This window comes from Prauserella muralis, assembly GCF_003202285.1.
In the GTDB taxonomy this organism is placed as follows: domain Bacteria; phylum Actinomycetota; class Actinomycetes; order Mycobacteriales; family Pseudonocardiaceae; genus Prauserella_B; species Prauserella_B muralis.
Genome location: NZ_MASW01000002.1, coordinates 709588 through 731987, shown reverse-complemented (window position 1 = coordinate 731987; position 22400 = coordinate 709588). Strand labels below are relative to the sequence as shown.

The following is a 22400-nucleotide window of genomic DNA, read 5'->3' as shown; positions in this document are numbered from 1 at the left end:
ATTCCGGCCGGGTGGCGCCTTTGTCGAGGTCGGTGCCGCTCAATGCGTTAAACGTCATTCTTCGATTTGTCGACGAAATCACGTCACCCACTGCACACGGCTTTCCTACCAGGCGATTCACGTGCTTACCGTTCAGCTACCGCACCGGCGAGAAAGGCCGGGCGGGAGTCGGGGGAACACATTTGGTCATTGCCACACAACCGGGAGGAACAAAGTGCCCGCGACATCCTGGAGACGGTCGGCCGTTGTGCTCGCCGCAGGCACCACGGCGTTGCTCGGCTTCGCCGGGACCGGCTCCGCGATCATGCCCACCCAGCAGAGCATCGAGTCCGAGCCCGGCTCGGTGAAGGTGGGCACCCAGCTGACGTTCACCGGCACGCTGACCGGCATGGGCGACCGGCCGCTGTCCGGCGAGAAGGTCGCCCTCGAACGCCGGGGCGACGCCGACCAGCCGTGGTCGGTCGCCAGGACGACCACCACCAACGCAGAGGGCGTCGCCTCGATCGCCGCCACGATCGACCGCAGCGGCCAGTGGCGCCTGCGCTTCACCGGCGACCAGGTGTACGACCCGGCGGCGTCCAGGGCACTGACGGTGCAGGCCTGGAAGCCGAAGCCCGCGCCGAAACCGGCAGGCCAGCGCGTGGTCGGCTCCGCCGCCGACCAGGCGGGCGAGCCGTACTCCTACGGCGCGAACGGCCCGGACAGCTTCGACTGCTCGGGCCTGACGCAGTACGCGCACAAGCTCGCCGGGATCGAGCTGCCGCGCACCTCCAGCCAGCAGCGCGCCGCGGTCCGCGAGGTCGCCAAGAGCGACAAGCGGCCCGGTGACCTGGTGTTCTTCCACAACAGCGACGGCAGCGTCTACCACGTGGGCATCTACGCGGGCGGCAACCAGCTCTGGGCCGCTCCCGAGTCCGGTGACGTCGTGCGCAAGCAGGACATCTGGACCGGCGCGTACACGGTCGGCCGCGCCTGGTGAGGCGTCGCGGGAACTGCTGGGATACCGTCCGCGTTGTCCGGTTTAGTCGAACCAACAACCGGGAGTGACCCATGGGTACCGCGATCGTCGTGATCGTGCTCCTGCTGATCGTCGTCGGCGGCGGCTTCTACCTGATCCGGTCGCAGGCCGAGGCGAAACGGCGGCAACTCGAGGACGCCAAGAGTGAGGCACGCCGGTGGCTGGAGCGCCTCGGCGGGCAGGTGCTGAACCTGACGGGCACCGACCTGGCATCCCAGCAGGCTCTCGCCGACGCCTCCGAGCGGTACAACGCGGCAGGCTCGCAAATGGAGCAGGCCCAGACCGCCGAACAGGCACGCCTGGTCAAGGAGACGGCTCTGGAGGGCCTCTACTACGTGCGCGCGGCGCGCGAGGCCATGGGCATGGACCCCGGCCCGCCGCTGCCCGAGGACAGTGAGCGGGAGCGCGCGGGCAAGGTCACCGAGCACCGCGCGGTGGACGTCGAGGGCCACCACTACGAGGCCTCTCCGGAGCCGAGTTCCCACACGCCGCACTACTACCCGGGCGGCCGCGTCGCCGGGCGGCCGGTCCCCCGCGGCTGGTACAGCGAGCCGTGGTGGAAGCCCGCCCTGGTGGCCGGCGCCTGGGGCTTCGGCTCCATGCTGCTGTTCAGCGCGATGTTCTCCGGCATGGCGGGCATCGCCTCGGCCGACGCCTGGCAGGACGGCTACGACGCAGGCCAGGAGGACGCCATGGAGGGCGGCGACGCCGGTGACGCCGGTGGTGATGCCGGCGACGCGGGTGGTGACGCCGGAGGGGACTTCGGCGGCGGTGACTTCGGCGGTGGTGATTTCGGAGGTGGCTTCGGCGACTTCGGAGGCGGCGACTTCGGCGGCTTCTAGCCCGAGCCTCGCCGGTCAGGCCGGCTGGCAGGCCGGACACCAGTACAGGTTCCGGCCTGCCAGTTCCGTCTGGGCCACCGGCGTGCCGCACACCAGGCACGGTTGCCCGGCGCGGCGGTAGACGTAGACCTCGCCGCCGTGGCGGTCCTTCCGGGGCGCCCTGCCGGTGACCTCGGGCAGGTGCTCGTCGGCCACCGTGTCGATCCGCCCGCTGCGCACCCCCGCGCGCATCAGGGCCACGAGGTCGTCCCAGACGTCCTTCCACAGCGCCGCGTCGAGCGAGCGGCCCGGCAGCATCGGCGCGATCCCGTGCCGGAACAGCACCTCGGCGCGGTAGACGTTGCCGACACCGGCGATCACCGACTGGTCCATCAGCAGCGCGGCCAGTGAGGTCCGGGACCGCGAGATCCGCCGCCACGCCTGCTCGGGCTGCGCGTCGGAACGCAGCGGATCGGGCCCGAGCCGGTCCTTGATCGCGTCGGTCTCCACGGCCGACAGCAGCTCGCACCGGGTGGGCCCACGCAGATCGGTCCAATGTGTCCGGCCGGTGAGCCGCATGCGCACCTGCCCGAAGGGCGGTTCTTCGGGCAGCCGGGCCTCGGTGAAGGTGCCGTAGAGTCCAAGATGGACGTGAACGATTCCGTGTGGACCGTAGTCGTGGAACAGGTGCTTGCCGTAGGCCTCGGCGCGGACGAACGTCCTGCCGTCGAGCGCCGCGGCCTCACCGGCGAAACGCCCCTGCGGACTGGACACCCGCACCGGCGCGCCCGCGTAACGCCGCTGGTGCAGCCGGGCGAGCCGATGCAGGGTGTGCCCCTCGGGCATGCGGTCTCAGGCCTGGGGCAGCGCGGGCGGCGTGCCGGTGCGCTCGTAGTCCATCATCTGCCGGACGCGCCGCGCGTGCCGCTCGTCCGTGTCAGGAGGGGTAGCCAGGAACGCCTCGACGATCGCCGTGGCCTCCTCGTTGCTGTGCATCCGCGCGCCCACACCGATGAGCTGCGCGTGGTTGTGCTCACGGGTGAGCTTGGCGGTCTCGATGCTCCACGCCAGCCCGGCCCGCGCACCCGGCACCTTGTTGGCGGCGATCTGCTCGCCGTTGCCGGAGCCGCCGATCACGATGCCGAGGCTGCCCTCGTCGGCGACCACGCGGCGCGCGGTCTCGATGCAGAAGGCGGGATAGTCGTCAGCCGCGTCGTAGACGTGCGGGCCGATGTCGGTCACCTCGTGCCCCTGCTCGCGCAGGTGGGCGACAAGGTGGTTCTTCAGCTCGAAACCCGCATGGTCGGAACCCAGATACACACGCACAGGCAGGGAGTGTGCCATCCCGCCTGTTCGTGGCCGCGCCGGAGGGGGCATCCTGACGTGCCGTGACGGTGTTCGCACAATCCGGCTACGGGCTGCGGCTCGACTGGGGCACCGAGGGCCTCGCCGCCCTGTCCGGTGACTGCCGGGTGCTCGTGGTGGTCGACGTGCTGTCGTTCTCCACCCGGGTCGATCTGCTGCTCGCCGAGGGCCGCCGGGTGCGGCCGGTGCGCTGGGCGGAGCCGGACCCGCCGCCCGGGGACGCCGTGCCACTGCGGTCACCGAACGGAGCCACGCTGTCGGCGCAGGCGTCGGCCACGGGCGCTCACGTGCTCACCGCCTGCCTGCGCAATGCCGCGGCGGTGGCGCGAGCCGTCGCGCAGCTCGCCGGCGAGGCTCCCATCGGCATCGTCGCGGGCGGCGAGCGATGGGGCGTGGACCTGGCGGCGCGGCCCGGGGCCGAAGGGCCGCTGCGTCCCTGTGCCGAGGACCACCTCGGCGCAGGGGCGGTCGTCGCCGCGTTGCTCGACCTCGGCGCGGGCGACGCCTCGCCCGAGGCCTCGCTGGCCGCGCTGACGTTCCGGGCCGCGGGTGAGCGCATCGGCGCGCTGGTCGCGGAGTGCGTGTCGGGCCGGGAGCTGCGCGCGCACGGCGAGCGGCACGTCGTCAAGCACGCCGGTGCGGTCGGGGTCTCGGCCGTGGTACCCGTGCTGGGCGGCGACGGGGTGTACCGGCATGGGTGAGGGCCGCTGGATCGAGGTCGGCGACGGGGTGCTCGTACGCCGCTATGCCGAGCTCGACCTGTCCGTCGGCCTCGTCGTGGGCGCGCGGCGCTGCCTGGTGGTCGACACGCGCGGCGGCGCCGCGCAGGGCGCCGAGCTGGCCGCCGCGGTCCGCACGGTGACGCCGCTGCCGTGGAGCGTGGCGCTGACCCACGCGCACTTCGACCACAGCTTCGGCACGGCGGCGTTCCTGCCGTGCGACGTGTGGGCTCACCCGGGCTGCCGCGCCGCGCTGGCCGACGACGGTCCGGGCGATCGGCGGCGCTGGGCGCAGCGCTACCGCGCCGAGGGCAAACCCGCGATCGCCGCGGACCTGGAGGGCACCGAGATCGTGCTGCCCGGCCGGCTCGTCGGCGGCCACGCGGAGCTGGCGCTCGGCGGGCGCACCGTCGTCCTGGCACACGCGGGACCGGCGCACACCGGACACGACCTGCTGGTCCACGTTCCCGACGCGGGCGTGACGTTCGCCGGGGATCTCGTCGAGCACGCACCCGGTGGGTCGTTCACCACCGAGTCCTTCGGCCCGGACAGCAGCCTGGCGACCTGGCCTGCCGCCCTGGACGACCTGCTCGCGCTCGGCGGGCGAGTCATCGTGCCCGGCCACGGGGAACCGGTGGACGCCGCGTTCGTCGCCGCGCAGCGCGAGCCGCTCGCGCGGCTGGCGCAGCTGCGCGAGCGGGTCGAGGAGGGTGGCCTGACCCGCGAGGAAGCATTGGCCCGCTCACCGTTTCCCGCCGACGTCACCGAGGCGGCGCTGGAGCCGCATCGCTAGCCGGGCGCGAGCCCACGGTGACCTTGGGTACGTGTCGTGTACCGAAGGTCACCTTGGGCTCGACGCCGGGCAGCTCAGCTGAAGTTCAGCTCGCCGGTCCTCGTGCGCTTGAGCTCGAAGAAGTCCGGGTAACTCGCCATCGCCACGGCGCCGTCGAAGAGCTTCAGCGCGTCCTCGCCGCGCGGAATCGACGACAGGACGGGGCCGAAGAAGGCGACACCGTTGACGTGGATGGTCGGCGTGCCGACGTCCATGCCCACCGGGTCCATGCCCTCGTGGTGGCTCTTGCGCAGCGCCTCGTCGTACTCGGCCGACGTCGCCGCCTCCAGCAGCTCGGGCGGCGCCGACACCTCGGCCAGCGCCTCCTTGAGCACCACGTCGACGTCCTTGTTGTCCTGGTTGTGGTAGCGCACACCGAACGCGGTGTAGAAGTCCCGCAGCACGCTCTCCCCCTGCCGCTGCGCGAGCGCGACGGCCACGCGGACCGGACCCCACGCCTTCTCCAGCAGGCTCCGGTACTCCTCCGGCAGGTCGCGGCCCTCGTTGAGCACGGCGAGACTCATCACCCGGAAGTTGAGGTCGAGGTCACGGTGCCGCTCGACCTCGAGAATCCACCGGGACGTGATCCAGGCGAACGGGCAAACCGGATCGAAGTAGAAGTCGACCCTCGTCGTGCCTGTGGTCTGGCCTGTCGTCATGACGTCTCCTGATTGGTGTGCGACAGCTGTGGGTAGGTGAGCCTTTTACGCGCAACAGCAACGGCGCGCCGCTTGTTCCCTGATCCCCGCGGCGCGCCCGCGCATGATTGGATTGCGCCAAGCAGACCAACCGATCCCGACCAGCACAGAGGTGTCCGTGGCCGCCCCGAACCTGACCCGTGACCAAGCCAAGCAGCGCGCCGAACTGCTCGATGTCGAGTCCTACGACATCGAGCTCGACCTCACCGACGGCCACGGCCGCCCCGGCGAGAGCACGTTCGACTCGCGCACGACCATCCGGTTCGCCGCACGGCGGCCGGGCGAGGCTTCCTGGGTGGACATCGTCGCGGCGGGAGTGCGCTCGGCCACGCTCAACGGCGCCTCGCTCGACGTGTCCGGCTACGTGGAGGACGACGGCCTGGCGCTGCCGGAGCTGGCCTCCGCCAACGAGCTCGTCGTGCACGCCGACTGCCGCTACATGAACACCGGCGAGGGGCTGCACCGCTTCGTCGACCCGGTGGACGGCGGCGTCTACCTCTACACGCAGTTCGAGACCGCCGACGCGAAGCGCATGTTCGCCTGCTTCGACCAGCCGGACCTGAAGGCGACCTACCGGCTCACGGTCGTCGCGCCGCGCGACTGGAAGGTGGTGTCCAACGCACTCGTCGAGTCGCGTGAGGACACCCCGGAAGGCGCGGTGCGCACGGTGTTCGCCGTCTCCGAGCGCATCTCGACCTACCTCGTGGCGCTCATCGCCGGGCCGTACGCGGAATGGCGCGACGAGTACACCGACGAGCACAAGACCATCCCGCTAGGGATCTACTGCCGCGCCTCGCTCGCGGAGTACATGGACGCCGACCGGCTGTTCACCGAGACGAAGCAGGGGTTTGGTTTCTACCACGAGAACTTCGGCGTCACCTACCCGTTCTCCAAGTACGACCAGCTGTTCGTACCCGAGTTCAACGCGGGCGCGATGGAGAACGCGGGCGCCGTGACGTTCCTGGAGGACTACGTCTTCCGCAGCCGCGTCACCCGCTACGCCTACGAGCGGCGCGCGGAAACGCTGCTCCACGAGATGGCGCACATGTGGTTCGGCAACCTCGTCACCATGCGCTGGTGGGACGACCTGTGGCTCAACGAGTCGTTCGCGACGTTCGCGAGTGTGCTCGCGCAGGCCGAGGCCACGGAGTACACCGGCGCCTGGACCAGCTTCGCCAACATCGAGAAGTCGTGGGCCTACCGGCAGGACCAGCTGCCGTCCACGCACCCGATCGCGGCCGACATCGTGGACCTGCACGCCGTCGAGGTCAACTTCGACGGCATCACCTACGCCAAGGGCGCGAGCGTGCTCAAACAGCTCGTCGCCTACGTCGGGCTCGACAACTTCCTGTCCGGCCTGAAGGTGTACTTCCGCAAGCACGCCTGGGAGAACGCGACACTGGCCGACCTGCTCGCCGCGCTGGAGGAGGCATCCGGCCGGGACCTGTCCTGGTGGAGCGCGCAGTGGCTGGAGACCACGGGGCTGAACTCGCTGCGCCCGCGGTTCGAGGTGGACGGCGAGGGGCGGTTCTCGTCGTTCGCCGTGCTGCAGAGCGGCGCCAAACCGGGCGCGGGCGAGCTGCGCACCCACCGCATCGCCGTCGGCGTCTACGACGACGACGGCGCGGGCAAGCTCGTGCGGACCCACCGCGTGGAGCTGGACGTCGACGGCGAGCGCACGGAGGTGCCCGACCTGGTGGGCGTCCGCGCGGGCAAGCTGGTGCTGGTCAACGACGACGACCTCACCTACTGCACGATGCGGCTCGACAGCGACTCGCTGGTGACGCTCATCGACCGGATCGCCGACATCACCGAGCCGCTGCCGCGCACGCTGTGCTGGTCGGCGGCGTGGGAGATGACCCGCGAGGCGGAGCTGAAGGCCCGCGACTTCACGACACTGGTGCTGCGCGGCATCCACGCCGAGACCGAGGTGGGCGTGGTGCAGCGGCTGCTGCTGCAGGCGCAGACCGCGCTGAACTCCTACGCGGGGCAGAAGTGGGCCCACGCGGAAGGCTGGCCCGCGTTCGCCACGCGGCTGCTCACGCTCGCCCGCGAGGCGGAGCCGGGCTCCGACCACCAGCTGGCGTTCGTCAACGCGCTCACCGGCGCCGTGCTCGACGACGCGACGCTGGACGTGCTGGCGGGCTGGCTCGACGGCTCGGCACCGCTGGAGGGTCTCACGGTCGACACGGATTTGCGCTGGAGGCTGCTGCACGCGCTCGTCGCGCACGGCAGGGCCTCCGACGCCGAGATCGACGCCGAGCAGGCGCGGGACGACACCGCGACCGGGCGCAGGCACGCCGAGCGGGCCCGCGCGCTGCGGCCGACGGCGGAGGCCAAGGCGCAGGCCTGGCAGCGGGCCGTCCACGACGACGAGCTGCCGAACGCGGTGAACGAGGCGATCATCTCGGGCTTCTCGCACCCGGCACAGAAGCACCTGCTCGACGACTACGTCGGCGCGTACTTCGACGTGATCGACGACGTGTGGGCGCGCCGCTCCAGCGAGCGCGCGCAGCCGACCGCGGTCGGGCTCTACCCGTCCTGGTCGGTGACGAAGGAGGGTGTCGCGGCAGCGGACACCTGGCTGGAGGGCGAGCATCCGCCCGCCCTGCGCCGGCTGGTCTCCGAGGGCCGGGCCGGCATCCTGCGGGCCCTCGCGGCTCGCGAGTTCGACGAGAGCTGACCGGCTTTCCGGCATCCGGCCCGGCTGCCTGCGCGGACGCAGGGAGCCGGGCCGGGTGCGGAGGCCTGGGTCAGTCGGCGTGGGGGTCGCGGCCCGCCTGGTCGGACATCATCCGCAGGCCGCTGATGAGCCCGCCGATCAGGTCGCCCTCCTTGAACGAGGCGACCATGCTCATCACGGCGAGCTTGGCGCCCCGGTCGGGCAGCCGCTGCATCGCCTCGGAGCCGGTGACGACCTCGACCACGCGCTCGCCCGGCGACACGGCGATCAGCACGACCTCGTCGCCGCGCGGGCCGAGTGTGTCGTGCAACGATTCCGCACCCGCTCGGCTGTCGTCACCGAGCTCTCCGAGGTAGATACTGAACTCGAGGCCGGTGTCCCGGCTGGCCAGCGTCAGAGCCTCGTCGAGCCGCGCCAGCTGTGCGGTGGTGAATGGGCCGGATGGAGCAGGCGGCTCGTACATCTGCGCCACCGACACACGGCCACTTGCGGTCACCGCGGCACCCGGCTGGAGCTCCGTGCCCTCCAGCCCGGTCGACTTGCCCTCCTGGACCTCCTGCACCTGGGTCAGCTCACCAGCTCCCACGGGCACCTCCCCGAACCTTCGATGCACCTGCCGGCTCGCCGTCGGCCTGCGGCTCGCCCGCACCGTCCCGGCTGCCGGTCCACCACATGGGCGGGTACTCCCACGCCTGCCCCGGCCGGTACCTCGGCCTGCCCGCGAACTTCGAACGCAGGGTCAGCAGAGCGCACACGGCGTAGATGGCGAGCGGGATCGCCGCGAAGACCAAGGTCGTCTCGAGGATGCTCACGGCCGCAGGGTATCCGACGGCGCGCCGGTCCACCGCAGGAGCCGGGTGAAAGCGCTCGCCGTTCATCGCGTGAAACGCGCCGTCCGCCGCTTGCCACGTCCCTACTCCCACGTTGGGCTGAAGCGGCGTTCGCGAAAGGTTGCAACTCAACGTACGGGCGGCGGCACCGGGCGCCACGGCCTTGTCCGCCTCCTGAAATCCTCGTACGTTTTTCACCTGTACGGGCCTTGCGCCTCACCCTCCCCATCCCCGACAGCTCACACACCGGTCATAGGAGGACTTCTCATGCCCATCGCCCTGACCCCCGCCCAGGCGAACGACAACACCGTTTCGTCACCCTTCGACGTGTCGATCGAGCGAGGCACCCGCGTTACTCGGGGTACACGCGTCACGTGCGGCACTCGGGTGACGGCCGGCACGCGCGTTACTCGGGGTACTCGCGTCACCCGTGGCACCCGCGTGACCGCCGGTACCCGCGTCACGCGTGGTACCCGAGTCACCCGCGGCACCCGCGTCACGGCTGGCACGAGGGTCACGATGGGCACCCGTGTGACGCGCGGCACCCGCGTGACGCGTGGTACCCGAGTCACCTGCGGCACCCGCGTGACCGCCTGAGACGCGACCGAGCGCCGAAGGCGACCCGAACGACTGACAAACGACGTCACCGGCAGAAGGTGACGCCACACACCACCACCATCCGGCACGCCCCCGCCCGCGCTACGCGGCGGGGGCGCCGAGGTATTGCCTCCAGAGCGGATCGGCCTCGCCGGAGTGCGCGAGCAGCCGCCAGTGCGGGCCGTGCGGCGCGCGCGGCACCACCCGCAGCCGCCAGCCGATCTCCGACAGCAGCTTGTCGGCCTTGCGGTGATTGCACTTGGCGCAGCAGGCCACGCAGTTCTGCCACGAGTGCGCGCCACCCCGGCTGCGCGGCACCACGTGGTCGATCGTCTCGGCGCGGCCGCCGCAGTAGGCGCAGCGGTAGTGATCGCGATGCATGAGCCCGGCCCGCGTGAGCGGCACCTGCGCCCGGTAGGGTACGCGCACGTACGTGCTCAACCTGATCACCGACGGCACCTCGACCGCCATGGTCGCGGCGTGCAGCGTCAGCCCGGCGGGATCCTCGTGCACGACCTCCGCCTTGCCACAGATCAGCAGCACGATGGCGCGCCGCAACGGCAGCGCCGTCAGCGGCTCGAATGTGGCGTTGAGCAACAGCACGCGGCGTTTGCCCCAGCCGGGCGTCGCCATCCCCGATCCCGGGTCCCGTGAGCGCCGCTGGCTGTGCGTGCGGGTGATCCGGCCACCCCGGCTCGGCGGGCCTGCGGGCTGGGGTCCGCTCAACAGCGTCCCGCCCGGACTGACGCCCGTCGGCGCGCACAGCTTGGCCTCCGGCGCCTGCCCGGCCGGATGCCGGGCTCGGACGCCATGGGGGCTCGGTTGTCGGTCTGGCACGCGACCACCTCCACCGGTGCAGCCCTAGGCTGTAGTCCAAGCGGATGCGCGGATCGACGGATTCGCCGATGGGCCGCGACCGCCTCGGCGGCACCTCGTGCCCGCACGCACCTCGTTGAACACGGCTAGTTGACCACAGATCGCACCCGGAACGCACGTCGCTTAAGCAACGTGTCATCTCCAAGTACGGTTGCTGGGGGACTCGACGTGGTCAACCTGCCTTACCGAGTGTCCCCAGGCGCATCGGCAGTGGTCGGCGTCACAGCATGGAAAGGAGTACCCGGCGAGTGAAGCAGTTGCTCAGCGACCCTCCGGACTGCATCAACGAGGCGGGCACGTGGTGCCAGCAGATCTGGCGCATCACCGGCAACGAATGGCTCGCCGGCTCCGCGGACTGGCTGGTGGCCAAGCCGCTGCGCATCCTGCTGATCGTCGTCGCGGCCGTGCTCGCGCGGTACCTGATCCGCAAGCTGATCGACCGGCTGACGCGCACCCCGGCCAACGGCGAGGGCGACGGTGACGGCCGGATCCCCGCCCTGCTGCGCCCGCTGCGCGAACGCGCCCCCGAGGTGCTCGGACCCGCGGTCATCGAGCGCCGAAGACAGCGCGCCAAGACCATCGGCTCGGTGCTCCGATCCCTCACCACCGCCGTCGTGTACGGCCTCGCCGTGGTGCTCATCCTCGGCGAGCTCGGCATCAACCTCGCGCCGATCCTGGCCTCGGCGGGCATCGTCGGCGTCGCCCTCGGCTTCGGCGCGCAGAACCTCGTCCGCGACTTCCTTTCGGGCATCTTCATGATGCTGGAGGACCAGTACGGCGTCGGCGACATCGTCGACGTCGGGGAGGCCGTCGGCGAGGTGGAGTCGGTGGGCCTGCGCATCACCACGCTGCGCGACATCAACGGCACCGTCTGGTACGTCCGCAACGGCGAGGTGCTGCGGGTCGGCAACTCCAGCCAGGGCTACGCCGTGGCGGTCGTGGACATCCCGCTCAGCTACAACACCGACGTCGCCAAGGCCACCGCCGTGCTGCAGGACGTGGCCAGCAACGCCGTCTCCGGCCCCGACCTGGCGCCCGACGTGCTCGAACCGCCCCAGGTGCTCGGTGTGGAGAACGTCACCCCCGAGAGCATGCAGCTCCGGCTCACCGTCAAGGTGCGGCCCGGCCGCCAGTGGGCCGTGCAGCGCGCACTGCGCGCGGACGTGATGCAGGCCCTGGAGCGCGCCGGTTTCCAGCCGCCGCTGGGCCGCTTCTTCACCACGCCACCGGGCAACGGGGCGTGAGAACCGGCCCCGGCCGGACAGGCAGAATGGAGACGTGGCAGACGTGAGCAGTGAGCCGGAAGCCGTGGATCCGCGGAGCTTCTACGACGCGGTCGGCGGCGAGGCGACGTTTCGCAAGCTCGTCGCGCGTTTCTACGCCGAGGTCGCCGAGGACGAGGTGCTCCGCCCGCTGTACCCGGAAGAGGACCTCGGCCCCGCCGAGGAACGGCTGCGGCTGTTCCTCATGCAGTACTGGGGCGGCCCGCACACCTACTCCGACCAGCGCGGCCATCCGCGGCTGCGCATGCGCCACGCGCCGTTCAAGATCGGCCCCATCGAGCGCGACGCCTGGCTGCGCGCCATGCGGGTCGCCGTGGACGAGAGCGGAATCCCCGAGCCGCACCGCTCGCAGCTGTGGCAGTACCTGGAGATGGCCGCGCATTCGATGATGAACAGCTGGGTGTGACCCGGTGACCAGAGCGGTCGCGGCGAGGCGGGAGCCCCGGGGCGGAGTTCCCTGGTGGCGCAATGCGGTGATCTACGAGGTGTTCGTGCGCTCGTTCGCCGACTTCGACGGCGACGGCATCGGCGACCTCGAAGGCGTCCGCGGCAGGCTCGGCTACCTGGAGCTGCTGGGCGTGGACGCGCTGTGGCTGACACCGTTCTACCTTTCCCCCATGGTCGCCGACGGCTACGACGTCGCGGGCCCGCGCGCGGTCGACCCTGTGCTCGGCAACCTCGACACGGTGACCGCGCTCGTCGCCGAGGCGCACGCCTGTGGCCTGCGCGTGCTGTTCGACGTGGTGCCCAACCACACCAGTGACAAGCACCCGTGGTTCGCCGACGCGCTCGCCGCGGCGCCGGGCAGCCCGGAGCGGGAGCGCTATCACTTCCGCGACGGCGCCGGGCGGCACGGCGAGCTTCCACCCAACAACTGGGTCGCCGTCGACGGCGGCCCCGCCTGGACCCGGGTGCCCGACGGGCAGTGGTACCTGCACGTCCACGGGCCCGCCCAGCCGGATCTCAACTGGGCCAACCACGAGGTGCGGGCCGACTTCGAGCACACGCTGCGGTTCTGGCTCGACCGCGGTGCCGACGGCGTGCGCATCACGGGCGCGCACGCCATGGCCAAGCCCGCGGACCTGCCCGACATGGGCCCGCACGGCCTGCCCGATCCACGCTTCGACGACGACGGCGTCCACGAGATCCACCAGCTGGTGCGCAAGGTGCTCGACGAGTACCCGCACGCGGTGGCGCTCGGAGAGGTCCCGGTGAGCGGCGAGGAACGGTTCGCCCGCTATCTGCGGCCGAACGAGCTGCACCTGGCCGTGGAGCACCGGCTGGCGCGCACGCCGTTCGACGCCGACGCCCTGCAGGCCTGCATCGAGCGGGCACTGGCCACCGTGGCGCCGGTGGGCGCGCCGCCCACGTGGGCGGCGGCCGGGCACGACGTGACCAGGCAGGCCTCGCGTTACGGCGGCGGTGAACGCGGTCGCAGGCGGGCGCGCGCGATGGCGCTGGTGCTGCTCGGCCTTCCCGGGGCCGTGTGTCTCTACAACGGCGAGGAACTCGGCCTCGACGACACCGGCCCGCCCGGTCGCGGCTCGCGGGTGCCGTTGCCGTGGGAAGGCGACGAGCCGCCGTTCGGGTTCTCGATCCACCCCGGCACCTGGCTGCCGATACCGCCGGACTGGGCACCACTGACGGTCGAGGCCCAGCTCGAGGACGAGACCTCGACGCTGTCGCTGTACCGGAAGGCGCTGGAGTTGCGCCGGGAGCATCCGGCGTTCGCCGGCGACGAGCTGGAGTGGTACGGCGCGCCCCCCGGCTGCTTCGCCTACCGGCGCAGCCCGGGCGGGCTGGTGTGCGCGCTCAACACCTCGGCCGCACCCGTGCCGGTGCCACGCGGCGACGTCCTGCTCTCCAGCGCTCCCCTCGTGGAGGGGAGGCTGCCCGCCGACGCCGCCGCGTGGCTGGCACTACCTCACGCGTGAACCGTCACCGCCCGTATCGCGGCTGGGTCTGGGCGTTGAACTCGTCGTAGCGGACCCACTTGGCCGGCGCGGTGCGCCAGTCACGGATCGCGAGGACGTCCAGGCCCTTCTGGATGTCGGACGAGTAGATGTAGCCGTTGTAGTAGTACGCCGACCACGTTCCGCCGATGACCCGCTCGGTGTCGGAGAGCGGACCGCGCTCCCAGTAGCCGATCTCCTTCGGGTTGGCGGAGTCGGTGAAGTCCCACACCGACACGCCGCCCTGGTACCAGGACTGGACCATGATGTCGCGGCCCTTGACCGGGATCAGCGACCCGTTGTGGGCCACGCAGTTCTCGGTCTCGGCCTGGTGCCGCGGGATCTTGAAGTAGCTCCGGAACTCCAGGCTGCGGTTGTCCCCGCGGCCGCGGATGTCGTAGATGCCGTCGGCGCCGCGCTTCGACCCGAAGGTCGCGTTGCAGGTCGGCAGGCCACCGCCGCCGAGTTCGTCGGTGTAGATGACCTTCGTGCCCGCGTTGTTGAACGTGGCCGAGTGCCAGAACGCGAAGTTCACGTTGTCCTGCACCTGGTCGATGATGCGCGGGTTGAGCTTGTCGGACAGATCGAACAGCACGCCGTCACCCATGCACGCCCCGGCCATGAGGTTCTTCTGCGGGTACGCGGTGAGGTCGTGGCAGCCGGTGGTCGCCGAGCGGCGCGTGCCGTCCGGGTTCTCGCCACCGGGGTTGCCGCCGTCCGGGAACAGCACCGGCGTCGCCACGACGGCGGCCCGCTCCGGGTGCTTCACCGGCACCTCGACGATGGAGATCTTGTCGTGTGGCGGCTGGCAGTTCGGCAGGTCCTCCGCGGGCGAGTACGACGACACGTACAGCAGCACCGAGCCGCGCTTGCGGTCCGGCACCATCGTGTGCGTGTGCGAACCACAGTCGGTGCGCACCGACGCGACGTACTCGGGGTTGGCCAGGTCGCTGATGTCGAAGACCTTGATGCCCTCCCACGAGTTCGGGTCGGCGGAGGTCGACGGCTCGCTGACGCACGAGTCGTTGGTGCGTGCGTAGTCGGTGGACAGGAAGAGCAGGTCCCCGGAGACGGACACGTCGTTCTGGCCACCGGGGCACAGCACCTGGCTGACGATCCGCGGCTTGTGCGGCTTGTTGATGTCGTAGATGACGAAGCCGTCGTAGTTGCCGACGATCGCGTGGTTGTCGGTGAACGCGATGTCGGTGCCGAACGCGGCCTGGGTGTCGAACGGCGGCTGCTTCGGCAGGTGCGCCACCTGGCTCATGTTGCGGCTGTGTGAGATCTCGTCCACGCCCGGGATGCTGTTCTGGGCGGTGGCGCTCGTCGCGGTACTCGCCAGCAGCCCGGCGGCCAGCGCGCTCGTGGCGATGATCGCCCCCAGCCCACGGCGTCTGCGAACCTTCACTGCGGTTCTCCTCTCGACCGGCAAGGGTGCCGACCATTCTTGCCGGGCCGGTATGCACCCGATAGCGACGAATGGATGGTTTTGCTTGGCTTCGTCGCCGTTTCGCCGCCGCGAGGTTGACTTCCGGTGGCCGCAGACTGTTCGCTGGGCGCCATGGGAACGCGGCTGGCGGCGGGTGTGGCCGCGCTGGTGGTGGTGGTGCTGGCTGCGGGCTGTGTGGCCGAGGAACCGCCGCCCGCGCAGGACTCTCCGGGGGTGATCGTGCCGGGGCGCCCCGGTGAGCAGGCGAGCGTCGTCCCGCCGGAGAAGGCGGGCGAGCACCAGCAGGTGACGAAGCCCAGCGAGGCCGACGTCCGCTACATGACGATGATGATCCCGCACCACGAGCAGGCCATCACGATGACGGACCTGGTGCCTGCCCGTGCGCGCAGCGAGCGGGTGAAGGCCATCGCGAGCCGCATCGCCGCGTCGCAGGACGCCGAGATCGCCGCGATGACGACCTGGCTGGAGCAGCACGGCCACGCCGGGCACACCGCTCACCAGCACGGGCTGATGCCCGGCATGGCCACTCCTGAGCAGCTCGACGCGTTGCGCGCCGCGAAGGGCGCCGAGTTCGACCGGCAGTTCCTGCGCCTGATGATCACCCACCACGAGGGCGCGCTGACGATGGCCCGCGACCAGCTCGCCCACGGGCTGGAACCACAGGCGGTCGCCATGGCGCAGGAGGTGCTGACCGGCCAGGTCGACGAGATCGAGCACATGCGGGCGATGCTCGGCACCTGAGCGGCGGGCGCCGGCGCGAAACGCGAGGCAGCGGCCGCTCAGCCGCCGAGGTCGCCACCGTCGGCGCCGAAGTCCTGGCCGCCGTCCCCCGCGTCGTCGTCGGTGTGGGCGGCGTTCTCGGCGGCCAGGAAGCCCGCATACGTGGCGAGCGGCAGGTACGGCGCCGCCTCGCGGGCGAGGTCGCGGGCCCGGCCGAAGCGGCGGGCCTGCTCGCGGTAGGTGACCTCCCCGGCGGGTGTCTCCTGGCCTGCGGGCCGGTCGGTGCGCCACGGTGCGGGCTCGGCGCGGATGCCGTCGAGCCACTCGGCGGTGGGGTCGTCTCCGCGCTCGGCGTCGGTCATACGCCCACGATGCCAGGCCGGGCGGGCCCGGACCAGTGCGGTCGCCTGGTTCAGAGCAACAGCGGCAGCAGGGCGTGCCTGCGGCGCAGCACGGCACCGTATCGGGCGTCGAGTCGCATCCACGAGTCGGTGGCCGTCACGCGCACCACGTCGTCGGCGAGTGCGGCGTCGACGAAGCCCATGCCCGACAACGCGAAGAGGCAGCGCATGGGCACCTTGACCTCCAGCGTGCCCGCCGACACCGTGAGCACGGTCTGGTCCATCAGGGAGGCCGGTGGCGTGCCGTGCGGGCCGACGTTCTCCCGGGCCAGCGCCACCCCGCGGTCGGCGAGGTCGGAGACGACGGCGGCGGGCAGCTGGTCCACCGGCTGCCAGCCCGTGGTGGTGGCGGGTGGCAGCTCGGAGCGCCACAGCAGGTCCCGGGACGGGCCCGGGTCCATCACCTCGCCCGGCGTCACCGTGAGCGCGGCCAGCAGCTCGCTGCCGGACACGGTGACGTCACCCGGCTCCACCGCGCCCTCGACGGCCCGCGTGACGAGCACGTCGAACGGCGTGGCCACCCAGGCCTCCAGCACCCCGGGGGCGCGCAGGCGCAGGCGCACGACGGCGTTCGAGTCGAGCCGCACGGCCCTGGCGATGAACGCGCCGAGACTGTCCCGGTCGGCGGCGTCGGGAATGCGCAGCTCGGTCATGCCGGCGGCCCGCCCGGGATGCGCGTGCGCAGGAACTCGCGTTCGGTCGCGGTCAGCCTGCGGGGCCGGGAGCCGCCGACGTCGTAGGGAGCCAGCGTCGTCCGCGCCGTCACCGCGACCGGATCCGATCCGGACGGTCCGTTGTGGACGGTGTAGCTGAGCGTGAACGACGCATGCCTCAGCTCGCTCAGCGTGATCTCCACGCGCACGTCCCTCCCGTCGACCACGACCGGCGACCGGTAGTCGACCGACAGCCGCACCACGACGATACCCTTCGCGAACTCCGCGAGGCCGTCCCCCGGCGCCTCGCCGAACAGCAGCGGAACCCGCGCCTCCTCCAGCAGGGTCACCATGTTGGCGTGGTTGACGTGGCCGAAGGCGTCCATGTCCGACCAGCGCGGCCGGACATGGACGACGTACTCGCCGTCACCGGTTCCGTTCACGCTCACCGCACCGTGCTGCGGATCTGCCGGGCCGCCACCGAGAGCGTGGCCAGGTCGAGCCTGCCCGCGCGCTCGATCTCGTCGAGCGTCACCCTCGCCCTGGCCAGCCGGGAGGAGTTGACCTGCTCCCACTGCGCGATCTTGTCGTCCGGCTCGTCCTCCGGGTCGCTGTGCCGCAGCGCGTCCAGCGTGATCGCCCGCAGCGAGGAGTACAGGTCGTCGCGCAGCGCCAGCCGGGCCAGCGCGTGCCAGCGGTTGTCGCGTTCCAGCCGGTTGACCGACGTGAGCATGCGCTCCATGCCCAGGTGCTCGGACATCGCATAGTACAGCTCGGCCGTCTCCATCGGGCTGCGCTCGGTGTCGAGCCCGACCTCCTGCTCGGCCAGCTCCGCCACCTCGATGATGTCGAGCAGGCAGTAGCTGAACAGCAGCAGCGACACCCGGTGTGCCAGCTCCGGCGGCACGCCCTGGGCGGCCAGCTCCGCCGCCTGCCGCTGCGCGGCCTCGGCCTCGGTGCCGCGCAGCAACCCGCCGAGCTCGGGCAGCAACTGGGCGACGGTGCCGCCGAAACGGCTGATCTCCGCGCCCACGGCCAGCGGCTGGGGGCGGTTGGTCAAGAACCAGCGGGCGGCGCGGTCGAGCAGCCTGCGCGTCTCCAGGAACATCCGGTCGGCGATGTCGGTGGACACCACGTTGTCCAGCTCCGCGATGCTGCGCCACAGCGACGGCAGGTCGTAGACGCCGGTGACCACGGCGTAGGCACGCACGGCGTCGGTGGCGGTGGCGTTGAGCTCCTCGGCGAGCCGGAAGGCGTACGACACGCCCGCGCCGTCGACGACCTCGTTCACCAGCAACGTGGTGGTGATCTGCCTGCGCAGCGGGTGGCCACCGAGCACGTCGCCGAAGCGTTGCCGCAGGGGCGTCGGGAAGTACTCGGGCAGGCGGCGGGCGAAGACGTCGGCGTCGGGCAGCTCGCTGGCCAGCAGCTCGTCCTTCAGGTCCAGCTTGACGTGGGCGAGCAACGTCGCCAGCTCCGGTGAGGTGAGCCCGGCCCCGTCCTTCTCCAGCTGCGCGAACTCACCGTCGCCCGGCAGCGCCTCCAGCTCGCGGTCGAGGGCGCCCTTGGCCTCCAGTGCCGCCACCAGCCGCCGGTGCACCGAGAGCATCGACTCGGCGTGGGCCCTGCTGATGCCGAGCACCGCGTTCTGCCGGTAGTTGTCGGTGAGCACCAGCTCGCCGACCTCCTCGGTCATCTGCTCCAGCAGGTCGTTGCGCTCGGCCGAGTCCAGCTCACCGGAGGCGACGAGCTGGTCGAGCATGATCTTGATGTTGACTTCGTGGTCGGAGCAGTCGACGCCGGCGGAGTTGTCGAGCGCGTCGGTGTTGACCTTGCCGCCGTGCCGGGCGAACTCGATGCGGCCGCGCTGGGTGAGCCCCAGGTTGCCGCCCTCGCCGATCACCTTCACCCGCAGGTGGCGGCCGTTGACCCGCACCGCGTCATTGGCCTTGTCCCCCGCGTCGGCGTGGCTCTCGGCCTCCGCCTTGACGTAGGTGCCGATGCCGCCGTTCCACAGCAGGTCCACCGGGGCGAGCAGGATGGCGTGCACCAGTTCCGCGGGCGAGAGGCTCGACACGCCCTCGGCGATGCCCAGCGCCTCACGCACCTGCGGCGTGATGGGGATCGTCTTGGCGCTGCGCGGGTAGATGCCGCCGCCCTCGCTGATCAGGGAGCGGTCGTAGTCGTCCCACGACGAGCGAGGGAGGTCGAAGAGCCGCTTGCGCTCCCGGTACGACGATGCCGCATCGGGGTTGGGGTCGAGGAACACGTGCAGGTGGTTGAACGCCGCCACCAGCCGGATGTGCTCGGAGAGCAGCATGCCGTTGCCGAAGACGTCACCGCCCATGTCCCCGATGCCGGCCACCGTGAAGTCCTCGCGCTGGGTGTCCACGCCCAGTTCGCGGAAATGCCGTTTGACGCTCTCCCACGCACCCTTGGCGGTGATGCCCATCGCCTTGTGGTCGTAGCCCTTGGATCCGCCGGAGGCGAACGCGTCGCCGAGCCAGAAGCCGTAGCCCGCGGCCACCTCGTTGGCGATGTCGGAGAAGGTCGCGGTGCCCTTGTCGGCGGCCACGACGAGGTAGTTGTCGTCGCCGTCGTAGCGCACGACGCCCCGCGCGGGCACGGTCTGGCCGCCCACGAGGTTGTCGGTGAGGTCGAGCAGGCCGGAGATGAACATCCGGTAGCAGGCGATGCCTTCGTTGAGGTGCGCCTCGCGGTCGAGGCCGGGGTCGCCGGTGGGCTCGGGCGGACGCTTGACCACGAAGCCGCCCTTGGCGCCGACCGGCACGATCACCGCGTTCTTCACCGCCTGCGCCTTGACCAGGCCCAGCACCTCGGTGCGGAAGTCTTCCCTGCGGTCCGACCAGCGCAGGCCGCCCCTGGCGACCGATCCGAACCGCAGGTGCACGCCCTCCACGCGCGGCGAGTACACGAAGATCTCGAACGCCGGACGCGGCTCGGGCAGGTCGGGCACGCGCTGCGGGTCGAGCTTGAACGCCAGGTACGGGCGGGGACGGCCATCGGCGTCGGTGACCCAGTAGTTCGTGCGCAGCGTCGCGACGATCACCGACATGAGCCTGCGCAGGATGCGGTCCTCGTCGAGGCTGGTGACCGCGTCGACCATGCTGTTGATCTCCGCGACCTGCGCGTCGGCGCGCTGGGCGCGCTGCCCGTCCTCACGAGCGAGGTCGAAGCGGGTCTCGAACAGCTGCACCAGGGCCGTGGCGATGTCGGTGTGCTTGAGCACCGTGCTCTCGATGTACTCCTGCGAGTACGGGCTGCCCGCCTGGCGCAGGTAGCGGGAGTAGGCGCGCAGCACGGCCGCCTGCCGCCAGGTGAGTCCGGCGCGCAGCACGAGCCCGTTGAAGCCGTCGACCTCGCAGTCGCCGCGCCATGCGGCGGCGAAGGCCTCCTGGAACCGCTCCCGCAGGTCGCGCTCGGCACGGTGGCCCAGCTCCTCGAGCGTCTTCGGGTCGATGCGGAGCCCGAAGTCGTAGATCCAGGAGCCGCCGCCGTCCTCACGGCGCAGCTCGTACGGCCGCTCGTCGACGACCTCGACGCCCATGCGCTGCAGCAGGGGCAGCACCTTCGACAGGGTCACGCCCTCGCCGAGCAGGTACAGCTTGAACCGCCGCTCCCCCGGTGCCGCGCCCTCGGGCAGGTAGAACGACATGCGCACGTCGCCGGGACCGGACAGCGACTCCAGCTTGCGCAGGTCGGCCAGCGCCACCGAGGCGGCGAAGTCCTCCTTGTAGGACTCGGGGAACATCGCGGCGAAGCGCTGCCCCTGCTCGGTGGCCGACTCCTCGCCCGCGAAGGTCACGGCCTTGCCGTCGCCCGCACGCTCGCGGCGCTCGGCGAGGATGGCCTCCACCATCAGGTCGTCCCAGCTGCGCATGGCCTCGTTGAGCCGCTCCTGGATGCGGAGCGTGTCCGGCTCGATCATGCTGCCCGGATCGGTGTGCACGGTGAAGTGCACCTGGGCGAGCAGCGTCTCGCCGAGCCGGGTGCTGTACTCGAGGTGCGTGCCCTCCAGCTCCTCCAGCAGCACCTCCTGCATCGCCAGCCGCGAGCGGGTGGTGTAGCGGTCGCGCGGCAGGAACACCAGGCAGGAGTAGAAGCGCCCGTAGGGGTCCCTGCGCAGGAACAGGCGCAACCTGCGCCGGTTGGCGAGGGTGATGGCACCCGTAGCCGTGGCATAGAGCGAGTCGACGTCGGCGGAGAACAGGTCGGCGCGCGGCCAGTTCTGCAGCACCTCCAGCATCCGCTGGCCCGAGTAGGACTCCATGAGGAACCCGGCGCGGTGGATCACGTCGCGCACGCGGTGCTCGATCACCGGGATGTCGAGCACGTCCTCGTGCAGCGCCGATGTGGTGAACATGCCGAGGAAGCGGTGCTCGCCCACCACCTTGCCGTCGTCGTCGAAGATCTTGACGCCGATGTAGTACGGGTAGATCGGCCTGTGCACAGTGGACGGTGCGCTGGCCTGCGTGAGCACGAGCAGCGTCGGGGCGAGCGCCTGGGCGCCCGCGTCGGGGCCCGCGGTGAGGCTGCGGGCGGCGAGGCTGTCCTGCCGCAGGACGCCCAGCCCGGAGGCCAGCACGCCGCGCAGGGCGGGCTCGTCGCCGTCGTGGTCGTGCACGACCTCGTAGCGCCGGTAGCCGAGGAAGGTGAGGTGCCCGGCCGCCAGCCAGCGCAGCAGCTGCGCCCCCTCGCCGACCTCGTCGGCGGGCAGCGGCGGCGGGGACGCGTCGAGCTCGTCGGCGATGGCCCTGGCCGTCTCGATCATCTTCTCGGTGTCTTCGACGACCTCCCGCACGTCGCCGAGCACCGCGGTCAGCCGGTTGTCGAGCTCCCGTGCGCGGTCGCGGTCGCCGATCGGGTCGATCTCCAGATACATCCACGATTCGGCGGCCGAACCCTGCGGCAGGGCGGCCACGTCGGCGTCGGTGTGCACCTCCCGCAGCGTTCCCGTGACGTCGCGCGTCACCACGACGATCGGGTGCACGATGCGCTGCACCTGGACCCCGCTGCGCGAGAGCTCGGCGGCGACGGAGTCGACCAGGTAGGGCATGTCGTCGGTGACCAGCTGCACGACGGTGGCTTCCCGTGCCCAGCCGTCCTCGGCCGCGGTGGGGTTGAACAGGCGCACCGCGGGCCTGCCGGGCACCCGCTGCTGGGCGAGCTGCAGATGCGAGCGCACGGCCCCGACCAGATCGACGGGGTCGTCGCCGATGATCTCCTCGGCGGGAATGAGCCGGTAGTACAGCCGGATCAGCTCGGCGATGTCCGGCGCCTGCCGGGCGGCCGTGTCGATCAGCTCGTCGCGAACCTGTTCCGGGCTCCTCGGTCGCTGTCCCGGATAGCCGTCCTCAGCCCCCCTTGCGGGCCGGGTCGAGACTCCGATCGAGCTCATGTCAGGCAACTCAACTCTCCACTCCCTGGCCTTGACACCACGTCGTGCCGATCCAGGTTTACCTTACTGTGACAGAGCAAGAC

20 protein-coding genes are annotated in these 22400 nt (G+C 71.2%); 9 read left to right on the top strand and 11 right to left on the bottom strand.

Annotated features, from left to right (window positions below):
• The first annotated feature begins 214 nt into the window (after nucleotides 1-214).
• Both BAY60_RS38590 and BAY60_RS14595 read left to right on the top strand, forming a co-directional pair.
• Nucleotides 215-979 (top strand): NlpC/P60 family protein, encoded by a 765-nt coding sequence (locus BAY60_RS38590; protein ID WP_425466467.1) that lies wholly within the window; start codon nucleotides 215-217, stop codon nucleotides 977-979.
• A gap of 71 nt (nucleotides 980-1050) precedes the next feature.
• The gene (locus BAY60_RS14595; protein ID WP_112281470.1) at nucleotides 1051-1860 is read left to right on the top strand and encodes a hypothetical protein; all 810 of its coding nucleotides are present in this window, start codon (nucleotides 1051-1053) and stop codon (nucleotides 1858-1860) included.
• A gap of 15 nt (nucleotides 1861-1875) precedes the next feature.
• Here the strand turns inward: BAY60_RS14595 and BAY60_RS14590 are convergent, their stop codons facing one another.
• Nucleotides 1876-2685: an Fpg/Nei family DNA glycosylase gene (locus BAY60_RS14590; RefSeq protein WP_112281469.1), complete on the bottom strand. Its 810-nt coding sequence runs from the start codon at nucleotides 2683-2685 to the stop codon at nucleotides 1876-1878.
• A 6-nt stretch (nucleotides 2686-2691) separates the two neighbouring features.
• Nucleotides 2692-3165: a ribose-5-phosphate isomerase gene (locus tag BAY60_RS14585; protein WP_211330326.1), complete on the bottom strand. Its 474-nt coding sequence runs from the start codon at nucleotides 3163-3165 to the stop codon at nucleotides 2692-2694.
• Between the two features lie 62 nt (nucleotides 3166-3227).
• On the opposite strand from BAY60_RS14585, the gene BAY60_RS14580 reads away from it, so the two are divergent.
• A complete protein-coding gene (locus BAY60_RS14580) occupies nucleotides 3228-3905 on the top strand; it encodes a 2-phosphosulfolactate phosphatase (RefSeq protein WP_112281467.1) in 678 nt (225 codons plus the stop codon).
• The gene (locus BAY60_RS14575; protein ID WP_112281466.1) at nucleotides 3898-4716 is read left to right on the top strand and encodes an MBL fold metallo-hydrolase; all 819 of its coding nucleotides are present in this window, start codon (nucleotides 3898-3900) and stop codon (nucleotides 4714-4716) included. Before BAY60_RS14580 ends, BAY60_RS14575 begins: the two co-directional genes overlap by 8 nt.
• A 74-nt stretch (nucleotides 4717-4790) precedes the next feature.
• On the opposite strand, the gene BAY60_RS14570 is transcribed toward BAY60_RS14575, so the two are convergent.
• Nucleotides 4791-5414 carry a mycothiol-dependent nitroreductase Rv2466c family protein gene (locus BAY60_RS14570; RefSeq protein ID WP_112281465.1) on the bottom strand — a complete coding sequence of 208 codons (624 nt, stop codon included), beginning with the start codon at nucleotides 5412-5414 and terminating at the stop codon, nucleotides 4791-4793.
• A 157-nt stretch (nucleotides 5415-5571) separates the two neighbouring features.
• Here BAY60_RS14570 and pepN point away from each other — a divergent pair, with 157 nt between their 5' ends.
• On the top strand, nucleotides 5572-8136 hold the full coding sequence (pepN, locus tag BAY60_RS14565; protein WP_112281464.1) for an aminopeptidase N: 2565 nt from the start codon (nucleotides 5572-5574) through the stop codon (nucleotides 8134-8136).
• Between the two features lie 70 nt (nucleotides 8137-8206).
• Here the strand turns inward: pepN and BAY60_RS14560 are convergent, their stop codons facing one another.
• The 3 genes from BAY60_RS14560 to BAY60_RS14545 form a co-directional block, all read right to left on the bottom strand.
• Entirely contained in the window at nucleotides 8207-8722 is a 516-nt protein-coding gene (locus BAY60_RS14560; protein WP_112282390.1) for a DUF5130 family protein, read from the bottom strand.
• Nucleotides 8709-8948 carry an aa3-type cytochrome oxidase subunit CtaJ gene (gene ctaJ / locus BAY60_RS14555; protein WP_112282391.1) on the bottom strand — a complete coding sequence of 80 codons (240 nt, stop codon included), beginning with the start codon at nucleotides 8946-8948 and terminating at the stop codon, nucleotides 8709-8711. The genes BAY60_RS14560 and ctaJ overlap by 14 nt, the downstream gene beginning before the upstream one ends.
• Before the next feature lie 717 nt (nucleotides 8949-9665).
• A complete protein-coding gene (locus BAY60_RS14545; RefSeq protein ID WP_245992501.1) occupies nucleotides 9666-10400 on the bottom strand; it encodes an HNH endonuclease in 735 nt (244 codons plus the stop codon).
• Between the two features lie 287 nt (nucleotides 10401-10687).
• Between BAY60_RS14545 and BAY60_RS14540 the strand changes: the two genes are divergently transcribed.
• Genes BAY60_RS14540 through BAY60_RS14530 form a run of 3 tightly spaced genes read left to right on the top strand, consistent with a single transcriptional unit; the run spans nucleotide 10688 to nucleotide 13656 of the window.
• Nucleotides 10688-11683 carry a mechanosensitive ion channel family protein gene (locus tag BAY60_RS14540; RefSeq protein WP_112281462.1) on the top strand — a complete coding sequence of 332 codons (996 nt, stop codon included), beginning with the start codon at nucleotides 10688-10690 and terminating at the stop codon, nucleotides 11681-11683.
• 43 nt (nucleotides 11684-11726) lie between these two features.
• Entirely contained in the window at nucleotides 11727-12128 is a 402-nt protein-coding gene (locus BAY60_RS14535) for a globin (RefSeq protein WP_112281461.1), read from the top strand.
• A 4-nt stretch (nucleotides 12129-12132) separates the two neighbouring features.
• On the top strand, nucleotides 12133-13656 hold the full coding sequence (locus BAY60_RS14530) for an alpha-amylase family glycosyl hydrolase (RefSeq protein WP_112281460.1): 1524 nt from the start codon (nucleotides 12133-12135) through the stop codon (nucleotides 13654-13656).
• A gap of 4 nt (nucleotides 13657-13660) precedes the next feature.
• Here BAY60_RS14530 and BAY60_RS14525 read toward each other — a convergent pair whose 3' ends face one another.
• A complete protein-coding gene (locus tag BAY60_RS14525; protein ID WP_112281459.1) occupies nucleotides 13661-15082 on the bottom strand; it encodes an LVIVD repeat-containing protein in 1422 nt (473 codons plus the stop codon).
• A 153-nt stretch (nucleotides 15083-15235) separates the two neighbouring features.
• Here BAY60_RS14525 and BAY60_RS14520 point away from each other — a divergent pair, with 153 nt between their 5' ends.
• Nucleotides 15236-15865, top strand: a complete 630-nt coding sequence (locus tag BAY60_RS14520) for a DUF305 domain-containing protein (protein WP_112282388.1) — start codon at nucleotides 15236-15238, stop codon at nucleotides 15863-15865.
• A 38-nt stretch (nucleotides 15866-15903) separates the two neighbouring features.
• Here BAY60_RS14520 and BAY60_RS14515 read toward each other — a convergent pair whose 3' ends face one another.
• From BAY60_RS14515 to BAY60_RS14500, 4 genes are read right to left on the bottom strand one after another with little or no spacing between them, the layout of a single operon-like run.
• A complete protein-coding gene (locus tag BAY60_RS14515) occupies nucleotides 15904-16206 on the bottom strand; it encodes a hypothetical protein (RefSeq protein ID WP_112281458.1) in 303 nt (100 codons plus the stop codon).
• A gap of 50 nt (nucleotides 16207-16256) precedes the next feature.
• On the bottom strand, nucleotides 16257-16898 hold the full coding sequence (locus BAY60_RS14510; RefSeq protein WP_112281457.1) for a DUF8010 domain-containing protein: 642 nt from the start codon (nucleotides 16896-16898) through the stop codon (nucleotides 16257-16259).
• Nucleotides 16895-17284: an acyl-CoA thioesterase gene (locus BAY60_RS14505; RefSeq protein ID WP_112282387.1), complete on the bottom strand. Its 390-nt coding sequence runs from the start codon at nucleotides 17282-17284 to the stop codon at nucleotides 16895-16897. The genes BAY60_RS14510 and BAY60_RS14505 overlap by 4 nt, the downstream gene beginning before the upstream one ends.
• Before the next feature lie 59 nt (nucleotides 17285-17343).
• Nucleotides 17344-22317, bottom strand: coding sequence for an NAD-glutamate dehydrogenase (locus tag BAY60_RS14500; RefSeq protein WP_112281456.1), 4974 nt, complete (start codon nucleotides 22315-22317; stop codon nucleotides 17344-17346).
• Nucleotides 22318-22400: the final 83 nt, after the last annotated feature.

Bases quoted from the DNA above. Each gene is read 5' to 3' on its own strand.
- BAY60_RS14595 (WP_112281470.1), top strand. From the start codon at position 1,051: ATGGGTACCGCGATCGTCGTGATCGTGCTCCTGCTGATCGTCGTCGGC.
- BAY60_RS14590 (WP_112281469.1), bottom strand. From the start codon at position 2,685: ATGCCCGAGGGGCACACCCTGCATCGGCTCGCCCGGCTGCACCAGCGG.
- BAY60_RS14575 (WP_112281466.1), top strand. From the start codon at position 3,898: ATGGGTGAGGGCCGCTGGATCGAGGTCGGCGACGGGGTGCTCGTACGC.
- BAY60_RS14570 (WP_112281465.1), bottom strand. From the start codon at position 5,414: ATGACGACAGGCCAGACCACAGGCACGACGAGGGTCGACTTCTACTTC.
- BAY60_RS14520 (WP_112282388.1), top strand. From the start codon at position 15,236: ATGGGAACGCGGCTGGCGGCGGGTGTGGCCGCGCTGGTGGTGGTGGTG.
- BAY60_RS14515 (WP_112281458.1), bottom strand. From the start codon at position 16,206: ATGACCGACGCCGAGCGCGGAGACGACCCCACCGCCGAGTGGCTCGAC.
- BAY60_RS14510 (WP_112281457.1), bottom strand. From the start codon at position 16,898: ATGACCGAGCTGCGCATTCCCGACGCCGCCGACCGGGACAGTCTCGGC.
- BAY60_RS14505 (WP_112282387.1), bottom strand. From the start codon at position 17,284: ATGGACGCCTTCGGCCACGTCAACCACGCCAACATGGTGACCCTGCTG.
- BAY60_RS14500 (WP_112281456.1), bottom strand. From the start codon at position 22,317: ATGAGCTCGATCGGAGTCTCGACCCGGCCCGCAAGGGGGGCTGAGGAC.